Source organism: Chitinimonas violaceus, assembly GCF_052601015.1.
This window is the reverse complement of record NZ_JBQXDJ010000007.1, coordinates 39,419-57,772: the sequence shown is the minus strand read 5'-3', so window position 1 is coordinate 57,772 and position 18,354 is coordinate 39,419. Positions and strand designations below refer to the sequence as shown.

18 protein-coding genes are annotated in these 18,354 nt (G+C 53.1%); 9 read left to right on the top strand and 9 right to left on the bottom strand.

Going from position 1 to position 18,354, the window contains the following annotated elements:
* Positions 1-180: 180 nt before the first annotated feature.
* Positions 181-1,011, bottom strand: a complete 831-nt coding sequence (locus tag ACUHMQ_RS04075) for a cytochrome C assembly family protein (protein ID WP_445294172.1) — start codon at positions 1,009-1,011, stop codon at positions 181-183.
* Between the two features lie 76 nt (positions 1,012-1,087).
* Here ACUHMQ_RS04075 and ffh point away from each other — a divergent pair, with 76 nt between their 5' ends.
* The 6 genes from ffh (at position 1,088) to ACUHMQ_RS04045 (ending at position 5,752) form a co-directional block, all read left to right on the top strand.
* Positions 1,088-2,437: a signal recognition particle protein gene (gene ffh, locus ACUHMQ_RS04070; RefSeq protein WP_445294171.1), complete on the top strand. Its 1,350-nt coding sequence runs from the start codon at positions 1,088-1,090 to the stop codon at positions 2,435-2,437.
* Positions 2,438-2,528: 91 nt separating this feature from the next.
* Positions 2,529-2,771: a 30S ribosomal protein S16 gene (gene rpsP / locus ACUHMQ_RS04065; RefSeq protein ID WP_445294170.1), complete on the top strand. Its 243-nt coding sequence runs from the start codon at positions 2,529-2,531 to the stop codon at positions 2,769-2,771.
* A gap of 24 nt (positions 2,772-2,795) precedes the next feature.
* Positions 2,796-3,344 (top strand): ribosome maturation factor RimM, encoded by a 549-nt coding sequence (rimM, locus tag ACUHMQ_RS04060; RefSeq protein ID WP_445294169.1) that lies wholly within the window; start codon positions 2,796-2,798, stop codon positions 3,342-3,344.
* A 1-nt stretch (position 3,345) separates the two neighbouring features.
* Positions 3,346-4,107, top strand: a complete 762-nt coding sequence (gene trmD / locus ACUHMQ_RS04055) for a tRNA (guanosine(37)-N1)-methyltransferase TrmD (RefSeq protein WP_445294168.1) — start codon at positions 3,346-3,348, stop codon at positions 4,105-4,107.
* A gap of 157 nt (positions 4,108-4,264) precedes the next feature.
* Complete coding sequence (gene rplS / locus ACUHMQ_RS04050) at positions 4,265-4,645, top strand: 50S ribosomal protein L19 (RefSeq protein ID WP_445294167.1); 381 nt, start codon at positions 4,265-4,267, stop codon at positions 4,643-4,645.
* A gap of 147 nt (positions 4,646-4,792) precedes the next feature.
* On the top strand, positions 4,793-5,752 hold the full coding sequence (locus ACUHMQ_RS04045; protein WP_445294166.1) for a site-specific tyrosine recombinase XerD: 960 nt from the start codon (positions 4,793-4,795) through the stop codon (positions 5,750-5,752).
* Positions 5,753-5,775: 23 nt separating this feature from the next.
* Here ACUHMQ_RS04045 and aceK read toward each other — a convergent pair whose 3' ends face one another.
* The gene (gene aceK / locus ACUHMQ_RS04040) at positions 5,776-7,539 is read right to left on the bottom strand and encodes a bifunctional isocitrate dehydrogenase kinase/phosphatase (RefSeq protein ID WP_445294165.1); all 1,764 of its coding nucleotides are present in this window, start codon (positions 7,537-7,539) and stop codon (positions 5,776-5,778) included.
* Positions 7,539-8,132 (bottom strand): rRNA large subunit pseudouridine synthase E, encoded by a 594-nt coding sequence (locus ACUHMQ_RS04035; protein WP_445294229.1) that lies wholly within the window; start codon positions 8,130-8,132, stop codon positions 7,539-7,541. Before ACUHMQ_RS04035 ends, aceK begins: the two co-directional genes overlap by 1 nt.
* 158 nt (positions 8,133-8,290) lie before the next feature.
* On the opposite strand from ACUHMQ_RS04035, the gene icd reads away from it, so the two are divergent.
* A complete protein-coding gene (gene icd, locus ACUHMQ_RS04030) occupies positions 8,291-9,538 on the top strand; it encodes an NADP-dependent isocitrate dehydrogenase (protein ID WP_445294164.1) in 1,248 nt (415 codons plus the stop codon).
* Positions 9,539-9,655: 117 nt separating this feature from the next.
* On the opposite strand, the gene ACUHMQ_RS04025 is transcribed toward icd, so the two are convergent.
* Positions 9,656-9,859 carry a cold-shock protein gene (locus tag ACUHMQ_RS04025; RefSeq protein ID WP_072427644.1) on the bottom strand — a complete coding sequence of 68 codons (204 nt, stop codon included), beginning with the start codon at positions 9,857-9,859 and terminating at the stop codon, positions 9,656-9,658.
* Between the two features lie 298 nt (positions 9,860-10,157).
* Here ACUHMQ_RS04025 and clpS point away from each other — a divergent pair, with 298 nt between their 5' ends.
* Together clpS and clpA are read left to right on the top strand one after the other, a co-directional pair.
* Positions 10,158-10,466, top strand: coding sequence for an ATP-dependent Clp protease adapter ClpS (gene clpS / locus ACUHMQ_RS04020; protein WP_445294163.1), 309 nt, complete (start codon positions 10,158-10,160; stop codon positions 10,464-10,466).
* Complete coding sequence (gene clpA / locus ACUHMQ_RS04015) at positions 10,466-12,739, top strand: ATP-dependent Clp protease ATP-binding subunit ClpA (RefSeq protein WP_445294162.1); 2,274 nt, start codon at positions 10,466-10,468, stop codon at positions 12,737-12,739. Before clpS ends, clpA begins: the two co-directional genes overlap by 1 nt.
* Before the next feature lie 129 nt (positions 12,740-12,868).
* Here the strand turns inward: clpA and ACUHMQ_RS04010 are convergent, their stop codons facing one another.
* From ACUHMQ_RS04010 to ACUHMQ_RS03990, 5 genes are all read right to left on the bottom strand, one after another.
* Positions 12,869-13,633: an SDR family NAD(P)-dependent oxidoreductase gene (locus ACUHMQ_RS04010; protein WP_445294161.1), complete on the bottom strand. Its 765-nt coding sequence runs from the start codon at positions 13,631-13,633 to the stop codon at positions 12,869-12,871.
* Between the two features lie 8 nt (positions 13,634-13,641).
* Positions 13,642-14,772, bottom strand: coding sequence for a succinyl-diaminopimelate desuccinylase (gene dapE, locus ACUHMQ_RS04005; protein ID WP_445294160.1), 1,131 nt, complete (start codon positions 14,770-14,772; stop codon positions 13,642-13,644).
* A gap of 110 nt (positions 14,773-14,882) precedes the next feature.
* Entirely contained in the window at positions 14,883-15,224 is a 342-nt protein-coding gene (locus tag ACUHMQ_RS04000; protein WP_445294159.1) for an ArsC family reductase, read from the bottom strand.
* A 15-nt stretch (positions 15,225-15,239) separates the two neighbouring features.
* Entirely contained in the window at positions 15,240-16,397 is a 1,158-nt protein-coding gene (locus ACUHMQ_RS03995; RefSeq protein ID WP_445294158.1) for a PilT/PilU family type 4a pilus ATPase, read from the bottom strand.
* Positions 16,398-16,586: 189 nt separating this feature from the next.
* Positions 16,587-18,275, bottom strand: a complete 1,689-nt coding sequence (locus tag ACUHMQ_RS03990) for an AMP-binding protein (protein ID WP_445294157.1) — start codon at positions 18,273-18,275, stop codon at positions 16,587-16,589.
* Between the last annotated feature and the right edge of the window lie 79 nt (positions 18,276-18,354).

Genomic DNA, 18,354 nt, shown 5'->3' with positions numbered 1-18,354 from the left:
ATTTATTAAAGGCTGACAGAAATAATGCCTTTGTCAAGTTTGCGTGTAAAGGCGCAAAGCCTTGTCCTATGTGGCTTAAGCTTAATTTTGCAGTGTGAAGTAAAAACTCAGTATTTTTAATCCGCATATTGGCAGGCTTGGGTGTAGGGTCATCGGCATGCCAAATAAGTGGCGCCATGGTTATCGTTTGAGCAAGCTATCCAGTACGAAACGATTACCAATATAGGCCAGAAGTAAAAGTGCGAAACCAATCAGTGTCCAATTTATTGCAGTTCTGCCTCGCCAGCCTCGAGTGTGGCGCCCCCAAATCAACACACCGAACACCAACCAGGCGCAAAAAGAAAAAATGGTCTTGTGATTCCAGGTAATTGTCCGTCCGAATAGTTCTTCGGAAAATACGGTGCCGGTGACAAGGGTGGCCGTTAAGAGGGTGAAACCAAGCGCCAGGGTTGAGAAAAGTAACTTTTCAAGCGCCAGTAGGGGGGGGAGCTGGCGTAATAATCCTTTGGCTGGATGATGTAAATCTCGATCAGCGAGGCGCATTAAGGCTGCAAGACCTGCTGCAACAGAGAAGAAACCATAAGACAGCATGGCTATCGCGAAATGCGCTTGCATAAGCGTTGCGGCCAGCCACGGAGTTGGGTGCCCTGGAGGCAATAGATGACTGATGGCTAGCATTGCAGTTGCGACCGGCAGCAACACGGTTTGTAAGCCTTCCAGTCGAATAAGGAAGGCCGCAGTCCAGTAGATGAGGACAGATAGCCACGTCAGCAGGCCAAGGGCTTCGCGAGCGCCAAAGTGGGGTAGTGTCTGAGCTAGTGGTGCGAAAGCAGGAAGCGTATGTAGCAACAGAAGCGTACCCAACAAGGCATGCTCATATTGCTGTTGTTGTGTGCTTGGCGGCGTTGTGGTTTCTCGCCGTGCCCACATAATCCAGCTGGTCAGTAGCAAGTACCCGAGCCAAATGGCGGGCGAGTACCAATTCATAGTGGCAGAGGTAAAAGGATTCAAGCGCTTAACTCGGGTAAACTTACGCGTTCGAGTTTAACAGAGCGTTGGCTAAGCCGCGCCGATTGAGAGTCGTACCATGTTCGATAGCCTCCAAAGTCGCCTTTCCTCCGTCGTAAAGAATCTTCGTGGTCATGCCCGTCTGACCGAAGACAACATTTCCGATGCCATGCGTGAAGTACGCATGGCGTTGCTGGAAGCTGATGTGGCCTTGCCTGTGGTAAAGGCATTTGTCGCGGATGTAAAGGCTCGCGCTGTTGGTGAAGAGGTAATGGGTAGCCTTACACCGGGGCAAGCGGTGATTGGAGTAGTGCATGATGAGCTGAAAAAGCTGATGGGTGCACACAATGACGCTCTCAATCTTGCAGCGGTCCCTCCCGCCGTAGTGTTAATGGCTGGTTTGCAGGGAGCGGGTAAAACCACCACAACCGGTAAGCTTGCCAAGCGCCTAAAGGATGAATCCAAGAAGAAAGTATTGGTGGTATCTGCTGATGTCTATCGCCCTGCAGCTATCGAGCAGCTGAAAACCTTGGCTGGGCAGATCGGTGTGGAATGGTTCCCATCTGATCCTCGGCAATTGCCTGTTGAGATAGCCCGGGCGGCATTGGACCATGCCAAGCGACACTTCTTTGATGTGTTGATTGTAGATACGGCGGGGCGATTGGCTATTGATGAGGCCATGATGGCTGAGATCAAAATCTTGCACGCAACCTTGAATCCCATTGAAACCTTGTTTGTGGTTGATGCGATGCAAGGTCAGGATGCGGTCAATACCGCCAAGGCATTTAGCGAAGCGCTGCCATTGACCGGTGTGGTTTTGACGAAGCTGGACGGTGATGCCCGTGGTGGTGCTGCTTTATCGGTGCGCCATGTAACCGGTAAGCCCATCAAGTTTGTGGGCGTGGGCGAGAAGGTCACTGGGCTTGAACCATTTCACCCGGAACGGATGGCGTCCCGGATTCTCGGGATGGGGGATGTTCTCTCGCTGATTGAGCAGGTTCAGCAGACAGTTGATGTGGAAGAAGCCCAAAAACTTGCCAAGAAGATGAAGACAGGCAAGGGTTTCGACCTTGAAGACTTCAAAGCGCAAATTCAACAAATGAAGAAAATGGGGGGGATGGCAGGCCTGATCGACAAGCTCCCCGGCATGGGGCAGCTCGGTGCTGCGATGCAGGGACCTGATGCAGATAAAGCGATGCGCCGAGTCGAAGGGATTATCAATTCGATGACGATGGAAGAGCGGCGTAAGCCCGAGTTGCTGAAGGCCAGCCGCAAACGCAGGATTGCAGCCGGTTCTGGAGTTTCGGTACAGGAAGTAAATCGTTTGCTGAATCAGTTTGAGCAGATGCAAAAAATGATGAAGCAATTTTCCGGCAAGAATATGTTCAAGATGATGAAGGGCATGAAGGGTATGCTGCCCGGCATGTAATCACTTGAGTTGAAAGATGTTCTTGCGGGAACGCATGCCGTGGTTGTAAAATCCGCGGCTTTTTCCGCCTAACTGAATTTAGGAAACACAAATGGTTGTGATCCGTCTTGCCCGTGGTGGCGCCAAGAATCGCCCGTTCTTCAATGTGATCGTGGCTGACAAGCGTTGCCGCCGCGACGGCCGCTTCATTGAGCGTATTGGTTTCTTTAACCCAGTCGCCAAGGATGGTGAAGAGGGTGTGCGTATTGCTGCAGACCGTCTGAACCATTGGATCGCCAATGGCGCCCAGTTGGCTGACAGCGTTAAGAAGCTGGTCAAGAGTCTCCCGGCTTAATGGCCTGAAGTGATTGACGCCGACATGAAGCCGGCTAAGCAACAACCCATCGCTGCATCTGCGGCCGGTATCCCGGCTGATTTGGTGCCGATGGGTTTTATCGCTGGTGCATTTGGTATTCGGGGTTGGGTAAAGGTTGTTTCCGATACCGAGTATGTGGATAGCCTGTTTGAATACCCTGTGTGGTGGTTGGGCCGTAATGGCCAGTGGCGCGCCTATAAGGTATTGAATAGCAGTGCTCAGCCCAAGAACATCAATGCCCAGTTAGAAGGCGTGGATGATCGGGACGTTGCTGCAGCACTGAAAGGTACGACTGTTGCTGTGCCTCGCAGTGAAATGCCTGAAACCGATGAAGATGAATTCTACTGGGCTGATCTGATTGGCTCTGAGGTTATTAATCGGCAGGAAGAGCGCCTAGGTATTGTCCAGAGTCTGCTGGCTACCGGTGCTAACGACGTGCTGGTGGTAAGAGATGGCGATACCGAGCGCCTGGTTCCCTTTGTTGGCGCGGTTGTCGACTCTGTTGACCAGACGTCCCGGGTAATCCGGGTCGATTGGGGTCTGGACTATTAGCGTGCGTTTCGACGTCGTTACAATTTTCCCAGGCATGTTCGATGCTTTGGCCGACCATGGGGTTACCCAGCGGGCGTGTGACCAGAACATATTTGGTTTGCGCTGCTGGAATCCACGGGATTACGTGATCGATAACTATCGGCGCGTGGATGATCGGCCTTATGGTGGTGGTCCTGGCATGGTTATGCTGCCTGAACCACTTGAAGCAGCCATTGAAGCTGCTCGATCCTCACAGCAGTCTGAGGGTGTAGTGCGTCCGAAGGTGGTTTACATGTCACCTCAAGGCAAACCGTTGGATCATGCCGCAGTGATGCGTTTGGTGGCGGAACCGGGCCTGATCGTTATCGCTGGCCGATATGAAGGCATTGATGAGCGGGTGATTGCTCGCCAGGTCGATGAAGAGATTTCGATAGGCGACTATGTCCTTTCTGGGGGCGAGTTGCCGGCCATGGTGCTGATTGACAGCATTGTGCGCCAGTTGCCGGGTGTGCTGAATGATGCTGCCTCGGCGCAGGAAGATAGTTTTGTGGACGGGTTGCTGGATTGCCCGCATTACACCCGTCCAGAAGAATACCGCGGCATGGCGGTGCCGGATGTCTTGATGTCCGGTAATCATGCCCATATCAGGCGCTGGCGTCTGAAGCAGGCACTGGGGAGGACGTGGTTACGTCGTCCCGAGTTGCTTGCTCAGCGTCAGCTGACAAAAGAGGAAGCTCGGCTTCTCCGTGAGTTCCAGGCTGAACACCAGCCGGATAACACGTAGAGAGGTATCGCGTAGAAAGCGAGCGAGCAGGTCGGGGTCGTTTTGAGAAGCGCAGCTGTACGCCTGTACAGCGAGCATCGCAGGAGCGAGGTCGGCGTGCATAGCCGTTTATGCGTGATGCCGGAGAAGGAACAAGTTTCACAACCGGAGTATTACGATGAACCTCATCGCAAAGCTGGAACAAGAAGAAATCGCCCGTTTGGGCAAGACCATTCCTGAATTCGCTCCTGGCGACACTGTTGTCGTACAGGTCAAGGTGAAGGAAGGTAACCGTGAACGTCTGCAGGCTTATGAAGGTGTCGTGATTGCAAAGCGCAATCGTGGCTTGAACAGCTCCTTCATCGTTCGCAAGATTTCCTCGGGTGAGGGTGTGGAACGTACGTTCCAAACCTACTCGCCATTGGTTGCCTCGGTTGAAGTTAAGCGCCGTGGCGATGTTCGTCGCGCCAAGCTGTATTACCTCCGCGATCGTTCGGGCAAGTCCGCACGTATTAAGGAAAAGCTGCCAGCCCGCAAGGTTGCATCTGCAGCAAACTAAGTCGACCGAAGTACTGGTCTGGAAACGCGAGTGCCGAAAGGCCTCGCGTTTTTTTCTATGGTTTGAGCGAATCCCTGCGGATTGTGTGAATCTGTTGGTTTGGATGAGCGTGGACGTTAGTTTGAGGCAACGATGACATCAGGTCGTATGAAGTTAGAGATTGAGAGAGTTGATAGCTTTGTCGATGCGGTCTGGCTGGCGGATGGTTGGAGTGAACACACTGCCAGCAGTTACCGTCGTGACCTGTTGCAGTGGTCAAGTTGGTTGGTAGTGAGAGAGATTGATGGCTTAAATCCTGGTAGCGAGACGATTCGAGACTTTCTCGCAGAGCAGACTGTTCTCTATGAGGCTAATCGAGGGATAAGCGCAGAAGAGCGCCGTGCGTTACCGGTATTACAGCGCGGCAAGAATGCGGCATCAAGGGCTCGACTATTGTCTGCATTACGACGCTACTACCGGCATTGGCTTGAAGAGGAGCAGATCGTCACCGACCCGACTACCGAGCTTGAGGGGCCAAAACTGGTTCGGCCTCTGCCAAAAATATTAAGTGAGGCCGAAGTCGAGGCCCTTTTGGCGTCGCCAGATATCGACAAGCCATTGGGGTTGCGCGATCAGGCCATGCTGGAACTGATGTACGCCACTGGCCTGCGGGTATCGGAACTCGTCAGTCTGCCCCTTGCAGCGTTTGACTTGCAGGGGGGAGCGATTCGCATTGAACAGGGTAAGGGAGGAAAAACGCGAATTATCCCGATGGGTGAGCTGGCTCAGCAGGCTGTTTCACAGTATTTGCAGGCTGGCCGGCCGATCTTGTTAGCTGGTCGGGCGCATCCCACTGCATTTTTGAACACGTTTGGTAAGCCCCTTACCCGTCAGGGCTTTTGGTGCATTGTTAAACGTTACGCTAGTCTGTCTGGCATAGCAGATGATCGGCTCAGTCCACATGTATTGCGGCATGCTTTCGCAACCCATCTGGTTAACCACGGTGCTGATTTGCGTGTTGTGCAACTATTGCTGGGGCATGCTGATATCACCACCACGCAGATTTATACCCACGTTGCCCAGACACGTTTGCAAGCGCTGCATGCCCAGCATCATCCACGTGCCTGAAGCTCATTGTGGCTAGTTAGTGTTCAGCTTGCCTCTCTATTGCCATACAAGTGGCAAAAGCGGAGTGTGACGGGGTAGGGGAAGAAATCCTCTACGTAGCCGGCCTGGATGCGTTCCTGCTTGTTACGCCAAAAGCTGGCGCTAAGCAGGTCCTGATGGTGCTGCAGGAATACGCGGCGGATTTCGCTCGGGCCTAATAGGAAGCGCGCAAACTCTTCTGGGAAGACATCGTTACGTGCAACGGGGTACCAGGGTTCACTGGCCATTTCCATTTCCGGCGAGGGTGCTGGCGGAATATCGCGGAAGTTGCAGTCGGTCATATATTCGATTTCGTCGTAGTCATAAAACACGACGCGTCCGTATCGTGTAATGCCGAAATTCTTGAACAACATATCCCCAGGGAAAATATTGGCAGTCGCGAGTTCGCGGATGGCGTGGCCATAGTCTGTCACCGCGGCTTCCAGTTGGGCTGTGCTGGCGCGGTTTAGGAACAGATTGAGCGGCTCCATGCGCCGTTCGATATAAAGGTGGCGAATGACGACCTCGTTGTCATTCTCCTCCAGCAGACTCGGTGCCAATGCGCGTAGCTCGGTGAGCAATTCTTCTGTGAACCGTGCTTTGGGTAGGGCCACATTGCTGAATTCCAGCGTATCAGCCATTCGGCCAACTCGGTCGTGTTGCTTCACGAGTAGGTATTTCGCCAGCACAACTTCCTTGGTCACCTCTTTTGTGGGGGCGATTTCATCTTTGATGAGCTTGAAAACGTATGGAAAGGACGGCAGCGTGAATACCAGCATCACTAAACCGCGAATACCGGGCGCGACGATGAAATCATCGCGCGAATGGCGCAGGTGATACATCAGGTCCCGATAGAAAACCGTTTTGCCTTGCTTGGCCAAGCCCAGCATGGTGTAGAGCTCAGCCTTGGGCTTGAAGGGCAGCATGGATCGCAAAAAGCCGACATAGCCCGAGGGGGAGGCCATGTCAACCATGAAGTAAGCCCGGTTCAGCGAGAACAAAATAGCAATGCGGGCAGGCTGTAACAGGATGGTATCGAGATAAAGCTTGCCGGTATCGTCGTGTAGAACGGGAACGACGAAGGGGTACTCCGCACTGCCATTGACGGCTTTGCCGATAATGTAGGCCGCTTTGTTGCGGTAGAAGGCAGAAGACATCACCTGGATCTGGAAGTTGGCTTCAATGTCGGGCCAGTGGCCTCCAACGTGTGCCAGTACTGATGAGACAACATAGTCGAAATCGTGATCCAGATTGGCAAAACCACGCTGCCACCCAAAGTCCATCACAATCTGATGCAGCGTTTGGCGAAAACCACCATTACGAGGGTAATAGCTGCGATAGGTGGGAGGGTCGGACTCGATGTACTCAGTCGAAATGGCAGGGCGTACAAAGATAAAGTCGTTGTGAAAATAATGACGATGCAGAATCTTGCAGCACACTGAGTTGAAGAATGTCTCGGCGAGTTCGGGTTGTTTGTGATTGACCAGCATGCCGATAAAAAGCAGTTTGGCTTGTTGCCAGATGTCGTCGTCCAGCCAATCTGCATGGAACTCGTCGTGTAAACGTGCAACACATTCATTGACCCGTTCGTCATAGAAACGAATCCGCTCGCGGGAGGCTGTCTGTACCGCATGCCAGTCTGCGGCCTCAAAGCGGGTTTTTGCAGTGCGGCTCACTTCGCGGAAAATGTTGTAATGGCGATCGAATCCTTCGATAAGCGCTCGGGCTATGGCGACAGCTTTAGGGTGTTGGCCGGCAGGGATCAGCATCAGGGCCTCTTGGGCTTGAACGGTTGATTTGACTGACGGCTGGCGGCGGGTAGTACAACATCACGCTGCTGCCATTCTCCGGGTGCGATGTTGTCCAGCGTCCAATCGCCGACACGTACTCGCACTAATCGTAGGGTAGGCAGTCCGACCTTGGCTGTCATCCGTCGTACCTGACGATTTTTCCCTTCACGTATCGTCAGGGCGATCCAGCTGTCTGGAATTTGCTTGCGTACCCTTATGGGAGGGTTACGTGGCCATAACGCTGGCGGTTCGATAAGTTCGGCCTCGGCCGGGCGGGTAACAAAGTCACCCAGGTCTACCCCCTTACGTAGGGCGGCTAGTGCGGTTTCATCCGGGATGCCTTCCACCTGAGCCCAGTAGGTCTTGGCCAGCTTGTGGCGTGGATCGGCGATGTGGGCTTGTAGCTTGCCGTCGTCGGTGAGCAGCAGAAGGCCTTCTGAGTCGGTATCTAGTCTGCCTGCGGGGTAAAAACCCGGTGCTTCGATGAAATGGGACAGGGTCTGGTGTTTGGCGTGATCGGAAAACTGGGTGATCACCCCATAGGGCTTATTGAAAAGGATGAGCTTGGACATGCGCAGTAACTGGCAGGGAAAGGGGGTTTGCCGGATAATAACAAGTCTCATGACGTCGCTTGTCCGATCTATGCGACGTTGTGCCAAAAAAGCGAATCAGGTCCGGTCGTTACAAGCGGCCATCATTTCCACCCCAAGCTAACTCTTTCGGAGCAGGCATGAGCACACAATCGCACATCACGGTTCCCACTGGCGGCCAAAAGATTCTTTCTGGCCAAGCCATCCCCAATAATCCCATCATCCCTTTTATCGAGGGTGATGGCATTGGTGTCGACATCACGCCGGTGATGAAAAAGGTGGTGGATGCTGCCGTGGCTAAGGCCTATGCAGGCAGCAAGAAGATTCACTGGATGGAAATCTACGCAGGTGAGAAGTCGACCAAGGTTTACGGTTCCGATGTGTGGTTGCCGGAAGAAACCATGAAAGCCTTGAAGGACTATGTAGTTTCCATCAAGGGGCCGATGACTACGCCTGTTGGTGGTGGCATCCGTTCCTTGAACGTGGCGTTGCGTCAGGAGCTGGACCTCTATGTCTGTCTGCGCCCCGTGCGTTATTTCCAAGGCGTACCTTCGCCACTGAAGCAGCCTGAGCTGACCGACATGGTGATCTTCCGCGAGAACACTGAAGACATCTATGCTGGGATTGAATGGGCTGCGGAATCGGAAGGCGCCAAGAAGGTTATCGGCTTCCTGCAAACCGAAATGGGTGTGAAGAAGATCCGTTTCCCGGAAACTTCCGGTATTGGCATCAAGCCGGTTTCTAAGGACGGCACACGCCGTCTGGTACGTAAGGCCATTCAGTATGCTATCGATAACGACCGTAAGAGCGTGACGATTGTCCACAAGGGCAACATCATGAAGTTCACCGAGGGTGGATTCCGTGATTGGGCTTATGAGCTTGCTAAGACCGAGTTCGGTGCTGAGCCGATCGATGCTGGTCCATGGTGCAAGTTCAAGAACCCGAAAACCGGCCGTGAGATCATCGTCAAGGATGCGATTGCCGATGCCTTCCTGCAGCAGATTCTGTTGCGTCCGGCTGAGTACGATGTGGTGGCGACCTTGAACTTGAACGGTGATTACGTTTCCGATGCGTTGGCTGCTCAAGTGGGTGGTATCGGTATTGCACCGGGCGCCAATTTGAGCGACAGCGTTGCCATGTTCGAAGCTACCCATGGTACGGCGCCAAAGTATGCCGGTCAGGACAAGGTGAACCCAGGTTCGCTGATCTTGTCGGCCGAAATGATGTTGCGCCATATGGGCTGGACTGAAGCCGCTGATCTGATTATCAGCTCCATGGAGAAGGCTATTGCCGATAAGCAGGTGACTTATGACTTCGCCCGTCTGATGGACGGTGCAACAGAAGTCAGTTGCTCGGCTTTTGGCGATGCGATGATCGCTCGAATGTAATTCTGCCTACTGCACCGCCATTTGTCGGCGTCTAGGAAATAAAAACCCCCGCATGTGCGGGGTTTTTTATTGAACTTCAGAGTACGTAATTGCTCACAGCGTTGGCGCTGTGGGAAATTAGGCGTTCTGGATGTTCGAGGCTTGCTTGCCCTTAGGGCCTTGGGTCACGTCGAAAGAGACCTTCTGGCCTTCCTTCAAGGTCTTGAAGCCGTTCATGTTGATCGCCGAGAAGTGAGCGAACAGGTCTTCACCGCCATCGTCTGGGGTGATAAAGCCAAAACCTTTAGCGTCGTTAAACCATTTAACGGTACCAGTTGCCATGGTGCTAATTCCTTATTGCGGTTGCGAAGAATAAAAGCGGCGAGCCGCTTGGATGTTGTTATGGTTCAAGGCTCGCAAGACTGGCACTCCATGTACTACGACAACCGCGTACAGCCGACAGCCGGTACTAGCTACCAACTTGAATCCAAACGTTCGCCTTTTACGCCCGTGGCATTTTGTCGTCAAGCACCCTCGACATGCCTCCGCTTAGCTGTGCGTGAAATACATCACTTGAAAAGCAGCCCAGTCGGGCCAAAATTGAGTTACGGTAGTAACTGATCTTCTTGCCCTGGTAAACATGTCCACCCAACACAATGACGGCGTCGAGCTCGCCAAGTCGCCTTTAAAGGTTCAACCGCCGCCACTGTATAAAGTTTTGCTGTTGAATGATGATTTCACCCCGATGGAGTTTGTCATCATCGTGCTGCAGCAGTTTTTTGGAATGGATCATGAACGGGCCAATCGCGTGATGCTCAAAGTACATATCGAGGGGAAAGGCGTTTGTGGTGTGTTCGCTAAGGATGTGGCCGCTACGAAGGTATCTCAAGTAATGGACTTTGCTCGTCAGCACCAGCATCCGCTGCAGTGTGTCATGGAGGAAAACTGATGATTGCCCAAGAACTGGAAGTCAGCCTGCATACGGCTTTCATGGAGGCACGCCAGAAGCGCCATGAATACATTACGGTAGAGCACTTGTTGCTGGCCATGTTGGACAACCAGAGTGCTGCAGAAGTCCTGCGCGCCTGTGGCGCCAAGATCGATCAATTGCGCCGTGAGTTAACGGATTTTGTTGCCGAACATACCCCACTGGTGTCTGGCAGCAGCGAAGTGGAGACCCAGCCGACTATCGGTTTTCAGCGGGTGATCCAGCGTGCCATTCTGCATGTGCAGTCCTCTGGTAAGAAAGAGGTCACTGGGGCCAACGTGCTGGTAGCCATATTTGGCGAGAAGGATTCACATGCCGTGTATTTCCTGCACCAGCAGGGGATTACCCGGCTGGATGTGGTCAACTTCATCTCGCATGGTATCAGCAAGGTAGCGCCACAAAGTGGTGGTAACCATGCTGCGCCTAAGGGTGATACCGAGCACGAGAATGAAGCCGAGCAGTCCGGCCATGGTGCATTGGAGAGCTTCACCCTTAATCTGAACCAGGCTGCCAGTCAGGGGCGGATTGACCCGCTTATTGGACGCGAACCTGAGATCGAGCGGGTGATTCAGGTGCTGTGCCGGCGGCGTAAGAACAACCCACTGCTGGTGGGTGAGGCTGGCGTTGGTAAGACTGCGATTGCGGAAGGGTTGGCCAAGCGTATTGTCGATGGCGATGTGCCCGATATCCTCGTTGATGCGACGGTATACGCGCTCGATATGGGTGCCTTGCTGGCGGGTACCAAGTATCGCGGCGATTTCGAGCAGCGCTTAAAGGCTGTCATCAAGCAGTTGACGGACGAACGCAACGGTATTTTGTTCATTGATGAGATCCATACCGTTGTTGGTGCTGGTGCGGCATCTGGCGGCACCTTGGATGCTTCCAACCTGCTTAAGCCTTCTTTGAGCAATGGCACCCTCAAGTGCATCGGTGCGACCACCTACACAGAGTTCCGCGGCATTTTCGAGAAGGATAACGCGCTGTCCCGGCGTTTCCAGAAGATCGATGTGTCCGAGCCTACCATTGAGCAGACGGTGGAAATCCTTAAGGGCCTCAAGAGCCGTTTTGAAGAGCACCACGGCGTGAAGTACACCGCTGCGGCTTTGGCGACGGCAGCTGAACTGTCGGCCAAGTACATCAACGACCGTCATTTGCCTGACAAGGCGATTGATGTGATCGATGAAGCGGGTGCTGCGCAGAAGATTCTGCCCAAGTCGCGGCAGAAGAAGACTATTGGTAAAGGCGAGGTTGAAGAGATCGTCGCTAAGATCGCCCGGATTCCGCCTAAGAACGTATCGACTGATGATCGTAATGCGCTCAAAACCTTGGATCGCGATCTGAAAAACGTGGTGTTTGGCCAGGACAAGGCGATCGATTCTTTGGCGGCAGCCATCAAGATGGCCCGAGCCGGTTTGGGTAATCCACAAAAGCCGATCGGTTCCTTCTTGTTCTCCGGGCCTACCGGGGTGGGTAAGACTGAGGTGGCCCGGCAGTTGGCCTATACAATGGGTATCGAGCTGATCCGGTTTGATATGTCCGAGTACATGGAGCGCCATGCCGTCAGCCGGTTGATTGGCGCGCCTCCTGGTTATGTCGGGTTCGATCAGGGCGGGTTGTTGACGGAAGCCATTACCAAGCACCCCTATGCAGTGCTGTTATTGGATGAGATCGAGAAAGCGCACCCGGATATTTTCAATGTCCTCTTGCAGGTCATGGATCATGGGACGCTGACCGACAACAATGGCCGCAAGGCGGACTTCCGTAACGTCATCATCATCATGACGACAAATGCTGGTGCTGAAGCGTTGAATAAGGTTTCCATCGGCTTTACCAGCAGTAAGACGGCTGGCGATGAGTTGGCTGAGATCAAGAGGATGTTCACGCCCGAGTTCCGTAACCGTCTGGATGCCACCATCAGTTTTGCGCCATTGGATCAGGACATTATTCTGCAGGTGGTGGACAAGTTCCTGATGCAATTGGAGAACCAGTTGCACGAGAAGAAGGTTGAAGCCCACTTTAGCGATGCCTTGAAGGCTTATCTGGCCAAGAAGGGATTTGATCCGATGATGGGGGCAAGACCTATGTCACGCCTGATTCAGGACACGATCCGCAAGGCGCTTGCCGATGAACTTCTGTTTGGCCGTCTGGCCGGCGGTGGCGAGGTGATGATCGACATCGATGAAGAAGAGCACGTAATACTCGATATACGCGAAGTGATGGCCGAGTCGGTTTAGGTGACACAGCACAACGCCCAGCTTTTTGCTGGGCGTTGTGCTTTTAATTGTGAGAGTCTGGGCTTGGATCTATGCGTTGTTGTGTAAAGCCATCGTCTGCATTTGGTAATAAAACCAAGCCTGGTGCTTTTACACCTGACTTTTTCGATGGATGGTAAGTGCTGATGGCGCTTGGCAAACCGGCATCATTTCCATCACGTTGATGTTGATATGTGGCGGCAAGGTTGCCAGCCACTCCACGACGGAGGCGATGTCATCCGGCATCAGCGGTTGGGTGCCTTGGTAAATGCTGGCGGCTTTTGTCTCGTCGCCTTGAAAGCGTACCTTTGAGAACTCACTGCCGCCCGCAAGACCGGGCTCCAGGCAACTTACGCGTACAGCGGTACCTAAAAGGTCTGCCTTCAGGTTCAAGCTGAATTGGTGGACGAAAGCCTTGGTTGCGCCGTAAACATTCCCACCTGGGTAGGCGTAGTCGCCGGCGATGGAGCCGATATTCACGATGAGACCGCGATTTCGGGCCACCATGCCAGGTAGTACAGCATGGGTGATGGCGGCAAGGCCCAGGCAGTTGGTATCGATCATGGTCTGCCAATCGTCCATACTGGCGGACTGGGCTGGTGCCAAGCCAAGCGCCAAGCCTGCATTGTTTACCAGAAGGTCGATATCGGCCCAGTCGGCTGGCAATTCGGCGATGGAGGACCTGATGGTATTGCGATCACGAATATCCAGGGCGAGTGGGAGTACCTGGGTTGGATACTGCTCCGCCAGGGCTGAAAGCCTATCCTGCCGCCGTGCAGTGGCAATAACGCGGAAACCACGTGCCAGCAGGCGTTGTGCTATGGCAAGGCCAAAACCGCTGCTGGCGCCGGTAATCAGGGCGACGGGTAAAGTCATATGAATTCCTACAACAAGAGGGTTTCCAGGGTGCGACGGTAAATGGCGGTAAGCTTGGGTAGATCAGCAACCGCGACACATTCGTTGAGCTTGTGGATAGTAGCGTTGAGCGGCCCGAACTCGACAACCTGTGGGCATATCGCAGCAATAAAGCGGCCATCCGAAGTGCCGCCCGTTGTCGACAACGCTGCATTCAATCCGGTTTCTGCTTTGATCGCGGCTTGCAATGCGCTGGACAAATGGCCGGGTTGGGTCAGGAAGGGGCGGCCGCTCAGTGTCCAATCGATATGGTAATCGAGCGAATAACTATCCAGAATGGTGGCTACTTTGTCTTTTAGATTTTCTGCTGTACTGGCAGTGCCATAGCGAAAGTTGAACTGTATGACTAATTCGCCAGGTATGACATTGGTCGCACCTGTGCCAGCATGGATATTGGATATCTGCCAAGTCGTTGCCGGAAAGTATGCGTTGCCTTCATCCCAATCGGTTGCCGCGAGTTCGGCGATGGCAGGTGCAGTAAGGTGAACGGGGTTTTTCGCCAGGTGGGGATAGGCAATATGTCCTTGGATACCATAAACACGCAGACGGCCAGACAGTGAACCGCGTCGGCCATTCTTGATGGTGTCACCGAATTGCTGTGCAGAGGTGGGTTCGCCAACGATGCAGTAATCCATCGTCTCCCCTCGTGCCGATAGCGTCTCGACAACACGGACTGTACCGTCAACAGCAGGACCTTCCTCGTCAGAGGTGATCAAGAAGGCGATGGACCCCGCATGATTGGGGTGTGCAGCGATAAAGTCCTCGGTTGCGACGACAAAACTGGCCAGCGAAGCCTTCATATCCGCAGCGCCACGGCCATAAAGCAATCCATCTCGCACTTCCGGCGTAAAAGGCTCGCTGCGCCATTGGTCTACCGGCCCTGTTGGTACCACGTCGGTATGTCCGGCGAAACAGATCAGGGGGGCCGCTTGACCACGACGCGCCCAGAGATTGTCTACATCTCCATGGCGCATCCGCTCGATTTCAAAGCCAAGCGCTGCCAGTCGTTGAATCAGGATTTCCTGGCAACCAGCATCCACGGGGGTGGTGGAATTGAGGCCGATCAGCTGCTTTGCCAGCTCTAAGGTTCGCTCGCTCATTGGATATTCATGCTGGCGTGGGTTTAAGAACTTGCCCCCGATCTTACTAAGCAACTGTAATCAGGTGCGTGTGCTACTGATCACAGCTTGTGACAGATCACGAACAGATACTAGGACAGGGCGGCGTAGATTTCTGGTTTGAAGCCAACCAGTAGCTTCCCGCCGTGATCAAGCACCGGTCTTTTAATCAGGGAAGGATGCGCCTGCATCAGTGCAATGGCGCTGGCGGCGTCAACGACACCGGCTTGGCTGTCTGAATCCAGTTTGCGCCAGGTGGTTCCCTGCTTATTGACCAGAACTTCCCAGCCAATCTGGTTGATCCATTGGCTCAGTAGTTCGGTACTGACACCTTGCTTTTTGAAGTCATGAAATTCATGTGCTTTACCGTGTTCGCTCAGCCAACTTCGTGCTTTCTTGACGGTATCGCAATTGGAAATGCCGTAAAGCTTCATCGTGTTTGTTTCTGATCAGTGCAGGTCAATGTTGAAGCTGACATCGGGTTCAGCCGTGTTATTGGCTTCTCTTTCCTGACGCCGTTTTTCTTTCTCTGCATCCATTTCTTCCAGCGACTGGGCGTTATTGACCAGCCATGCGAGGTTGGAGGCGGAATCGGCATTGGTCAGGGCTTCGTCGTAAGTGATCTCACCCGCCTTGTAGAGCTTATAAAGCGCTTGCTCAAAGGTCTGAGACCCTTGCGAGAGGCTTTGTTCCATGGCCTCTTTCATTTGATCAATCTCGCCACTCTTGATTAGATCGGCAATACGGCTGGTATTGAGCATTACCTCAACCGCAGGTACAAGCTGACCTTGCATATTTTTGACCAAACGTTGCGAAATAACGGCTCTGAGTGCCACTGACAAGTCCATCAACAAGCTTTCACGCGCTTCATGCGGGAAGAAGTTGATGATGCGGTTCATCGAGTGGTAACTGTTATTGGCGTGCAAGGTGGAGATGATCAGATGGCCTGCCTGGGCATAGGTCAGAGCATGCTGCATGGTCATCTTGTCGCGGATTTCGCCAATCATCAGTACGTCAGGCGCTTCCCGCATGGCGTTCTTGAGTGCATCGGAAAAACTATGCGTATCGATGCCGACCTCACGCTGATTGACGATACTCTGGCGGTTTGGATAGATATATTCGATCGGGTCCTCGATGGTGAGGATGTGCCCGGGTGCGATGGTATTACGATGCTCCAACATGGCTGTAATGGTCGATGTCTTCCCTGAGCCGGTAGACCCCACAACAAAAACCAACCCCCGCTTTTCCATGACCAGCGACTTGAGGGACTCAGGCAGGCGTAGCTGGTCGATCGTGGGGGAGGTCGCCTTGATAAAGCGCACCACCATGCCGACATTGCCGCGTTGGCGAAAGACATTCACCCGGAAATTACCGAGGTCCTCAATAGGGTAGCCGAAGTTCATTTCCCATTCGGCCTCGAAGGTATGGCGTTGGTCCTCGTCCATCAATTCATAAGCCAGTGACTTGACCTGCTGTGAGTCGAGAACTTGCTTGTTGACTGGGTAAAGAACGCCTTGAATCTTCACCTGTACCGGGCTGCCGGCAGTGATAAAGAGGTCGCTGGCTTGGCGTTCCGCCATCATCTTGAAGAATGGGAATAGGTTCATGGCTAGTCGTATGCCCGGAGCATGGTATCAAGTCGAGTGTAGCACGTGGAAAAAGCAAAACCCGCACGTTGGGCGGGTTTTAAGGATATCTGAATCTCTGTAGCTGTTCACGAACTTGCTATGTAGCAATTCTGAGGACTTAGATACCACTACGACTGTGAACAGGTTCTACAAAGATTGAAGGCTCAACTAGCTAGCACGGGCAACCACTTCATCACGCAGCGCCCGACGGAGAATCTTGCCCACATTGGTTTTAGGCAGCTCAGTGCGGAACTCTACGGATTTGGGGACTTTGTAGCCAGTCAGGTTTTTCTTGCAATGCTCGAGGATGGCGCTTTCAGTGAGTGCTGCATCCTTCTTCACCACGAAGATCTTCACTATTTCGCCGGACTTGTCATCGGGCACACCGATGCACGCTACTTCCAAAATGCCTGGGTGCATGGCGACTACGTCTTCCACTTCATTGGGGTAGACGTTAAAGCCTGACACCAGAATCATGTCTTTCTTGCGGTCTACAAGCTTTATAAAGCCATCCGGATGCACGATGGCCATGTCCCCGGTTGCTAACCAGCCGTCGGCATCCAGTACCTTGGCGGTTTCTTCTGGGCGCTGCCAATAACCCTTCATGACTTGCGGGCCTTTCATCCACAGCTCACCTGCCATATCGATACCGACTTCCTTGCCATCGGTGTCTCTGATCTGAATCTCTGTGGAAGAAATCGGCAGGCCAATTGCACCGTTGTAACCTTTGAGATTCATCGGATTGATACAGACAGCAGGTGACGCTTCAGTCAGCCCGTAAGCTTCAATAAGCGGTACGCCAGTAACGGTGGTCCATTTCTCGGCTACCGCTTTTTGTACCGCCATACCACCACCCAGCGCCAACTTCCATGTGCTGAAGTTCACCTTCTTGAAGTCGGCATGGTTGATCAGGGCGTTGAAGAGCGTATTTACCCCTGTCATGCAGGTGATGGGGAATTTTGTCAGTTCTTCTATAAAGGCTGGGATATCACGTGGATTGGTGATCAAGACATTCAGCCCACCAATCTTGGTGAAAGTCATGCAGTTCGCGGTCAGCGAAAAGATATGGTAGAGCGGTAGTGCGCAAACAATAATTTCCTGGCCTTCCTGAATCAAAGGACGAAGCCAAGCATGTGCTTGTTGCATGTTTGCAATGATATTGCGATGCGTCAGCATCGCGCCTTTGGAAACACCGGTTGTGCCGCCGGTGTATTGCAAAAAGGCAATATCGTCGTGGCCGACATCTACCTTCTTGAGTTCGTGTTGCTTGCCTACGCTTAAGGCTTTGTTAAAGGGGGTGGCATTCGGAAGGGTGTACGCAGGTACCATCTTCTTAAGGTACTTGAGCAGGAAGCTGATAATGGTTCCCTTAAAGCCAAGCATATCGCCCATCTCGGTGACGATGACATGCTTTATCGGGGTCTTACTAATAACCTCTGCCAGTACATGGGCGAAATTCGCCACAATGATGATTGTGGTCGCACCGGAATCTTTGAGCTGGTGCTCAAGTTCACGTGGTGTATAGAGCGGGTTGACGTTGACTACGGTCAGGCCGGCACGTAGCACGCCAAACACACACACGGGGTATTGCAGCAGATTGGGCATCATGACTGCGACGCGCTCACCTTTCCCCAGCTTCAATTCCTGCTGCAGATATGCGCCGAGGTCACGAGATGCGCTATCAACCTCGCCATAGCTCATGGTGCGTTGCGCAAATTTGATAGAATTGCTGAAAGCGGGTCGATCCTTGAATTTGCTGACGCTGCGTTCGAATACGTCGCCAGCCGACTGAAATTCATTTACATCGATTTCCGCGGGTACGCCTTGCTGGTACTGGTTCAGCCAGATTTTTTCCATTGCTGTCTCCCTGTTTTCTATTCTGTACACCGCATGAGCGGTCTGAACCGTGCGCCACCTACGCGCGACCGGGCTGGCA

Excerpts from the sequence above, each read along its gene's own strand:
- rpsP (WP_445294170.1), top strand. The coding sequence starts at position 2,529 with ATGGTTGTGATCCGTCTTGCCCGTGGTGGCGCCAAGAATCGCCCGTTC.
- rplS (WP_445294167.1), top strand. The coding sequence starts at position 4,265 with ATGAACCTCATCGCAAAGCTGGAACAAGAAGAAATCGCCCGTTTGGGC.
- ACUHMQ_RS04025 (WP_072427644.1), bottom strand. The coding sequence starts at position 9,859 with ATGGCAACTGGTACCGTTAAATGGTTTAACGACGCTAAAGGTTTTGGC.
- icd (WP_445294164.1), top strand. The coding sequence starts at position 8,291 with ATGAGCACACAATCGCACATCACGGTTCCCACTGGCGGCCAAAAGATT.
- ACUHMQ_RS04010 (WP_445294161.1), bottom strand. The coding sequence starts at position 13,633 with ATGACTTTACCCGTCGCCCTGATTACCGGCGCCAGCAGCGGTTTTGGC.
- ACUHMQ_RS03995 (WP_445294158.1), bottom strand. The coding sequence starts at position 16,397 with ATGAACCTATTCCCATTCTTCAAGATGATGGCGGAACGCCAAGCCAGC.
- ACUHMQ_RS04045 (WP_445294166.1), top strand. The coding sequence starts at position 4,793 with ATGAAGTTAGAGATTGAGAGAGTTGATAGCTTTGTCGATGCGGTCTGG.
- rimM (WP_445294169.1), top strand. The coding sequence starts at position 2,796 with ATGAAGCCGGCTAAGCAACAACCCATCGCTGCATCTGCGGCCGGTATC.
- ffh (WP_445294171.1), top strand. The coding sequence starts at position 1,088 with ATGTTCGATAGCCTCCAAAGTCGCCTTTCCTCCGTCGTAAAGAATCTT.
- aceK (WP_445294165.1), bottom strand. The coding sequence starts at position 7,539 with ATGCTGATCCCTGCCGGCCAACACCCTAAAGCTGTCGCCATAGCCCGA.
- clpA (WP_445294162.1), top strand. The coding sequence starts at position 10,466 with ATGATTGCCCAAGAACTGGAAGTCAGCCTGCATACGGCTTTCATGGAG.
- dapE (WP_445294160.1), bottom strand. The coding sequence starts at position 14,772 with ATGAGCGAGCGAACCTTAGAGCTGGCAAAGCAGCTGATCGGCCTCAAT.
- ACUHMQ_RS04035 (WP_445294229.1), bottom strand. The coding sequence starts at position 8,132 with ATGTCCAAGCTCATCCTTTTCAATAAGCCCTATGGGGTGATCACCCAG.
- clpS (WP_445294163.1), top strand. The coding sequence starts at position 10,158 with ATGTCCACCCAACACAATGACGGCGTCGAGCTCGCCAAGTCGCCTTTA.
- ACUHMQ_RS04000 (WP_445294159.1), bottom strand. The coding sequence starts at position 15,224 with ATGAAGCTTTACGGCATTTCCAATTGCGATACCGTCAAGAAAGCACGA.
- ACUHMQ_RS03990 (WP_445294157.1), bottom strand. The coding sequence starts at position 18,275 with ATGGAAAAAATCTGGCTGAACCAGTACCAGCAAGGCGTACCCGCGGAA.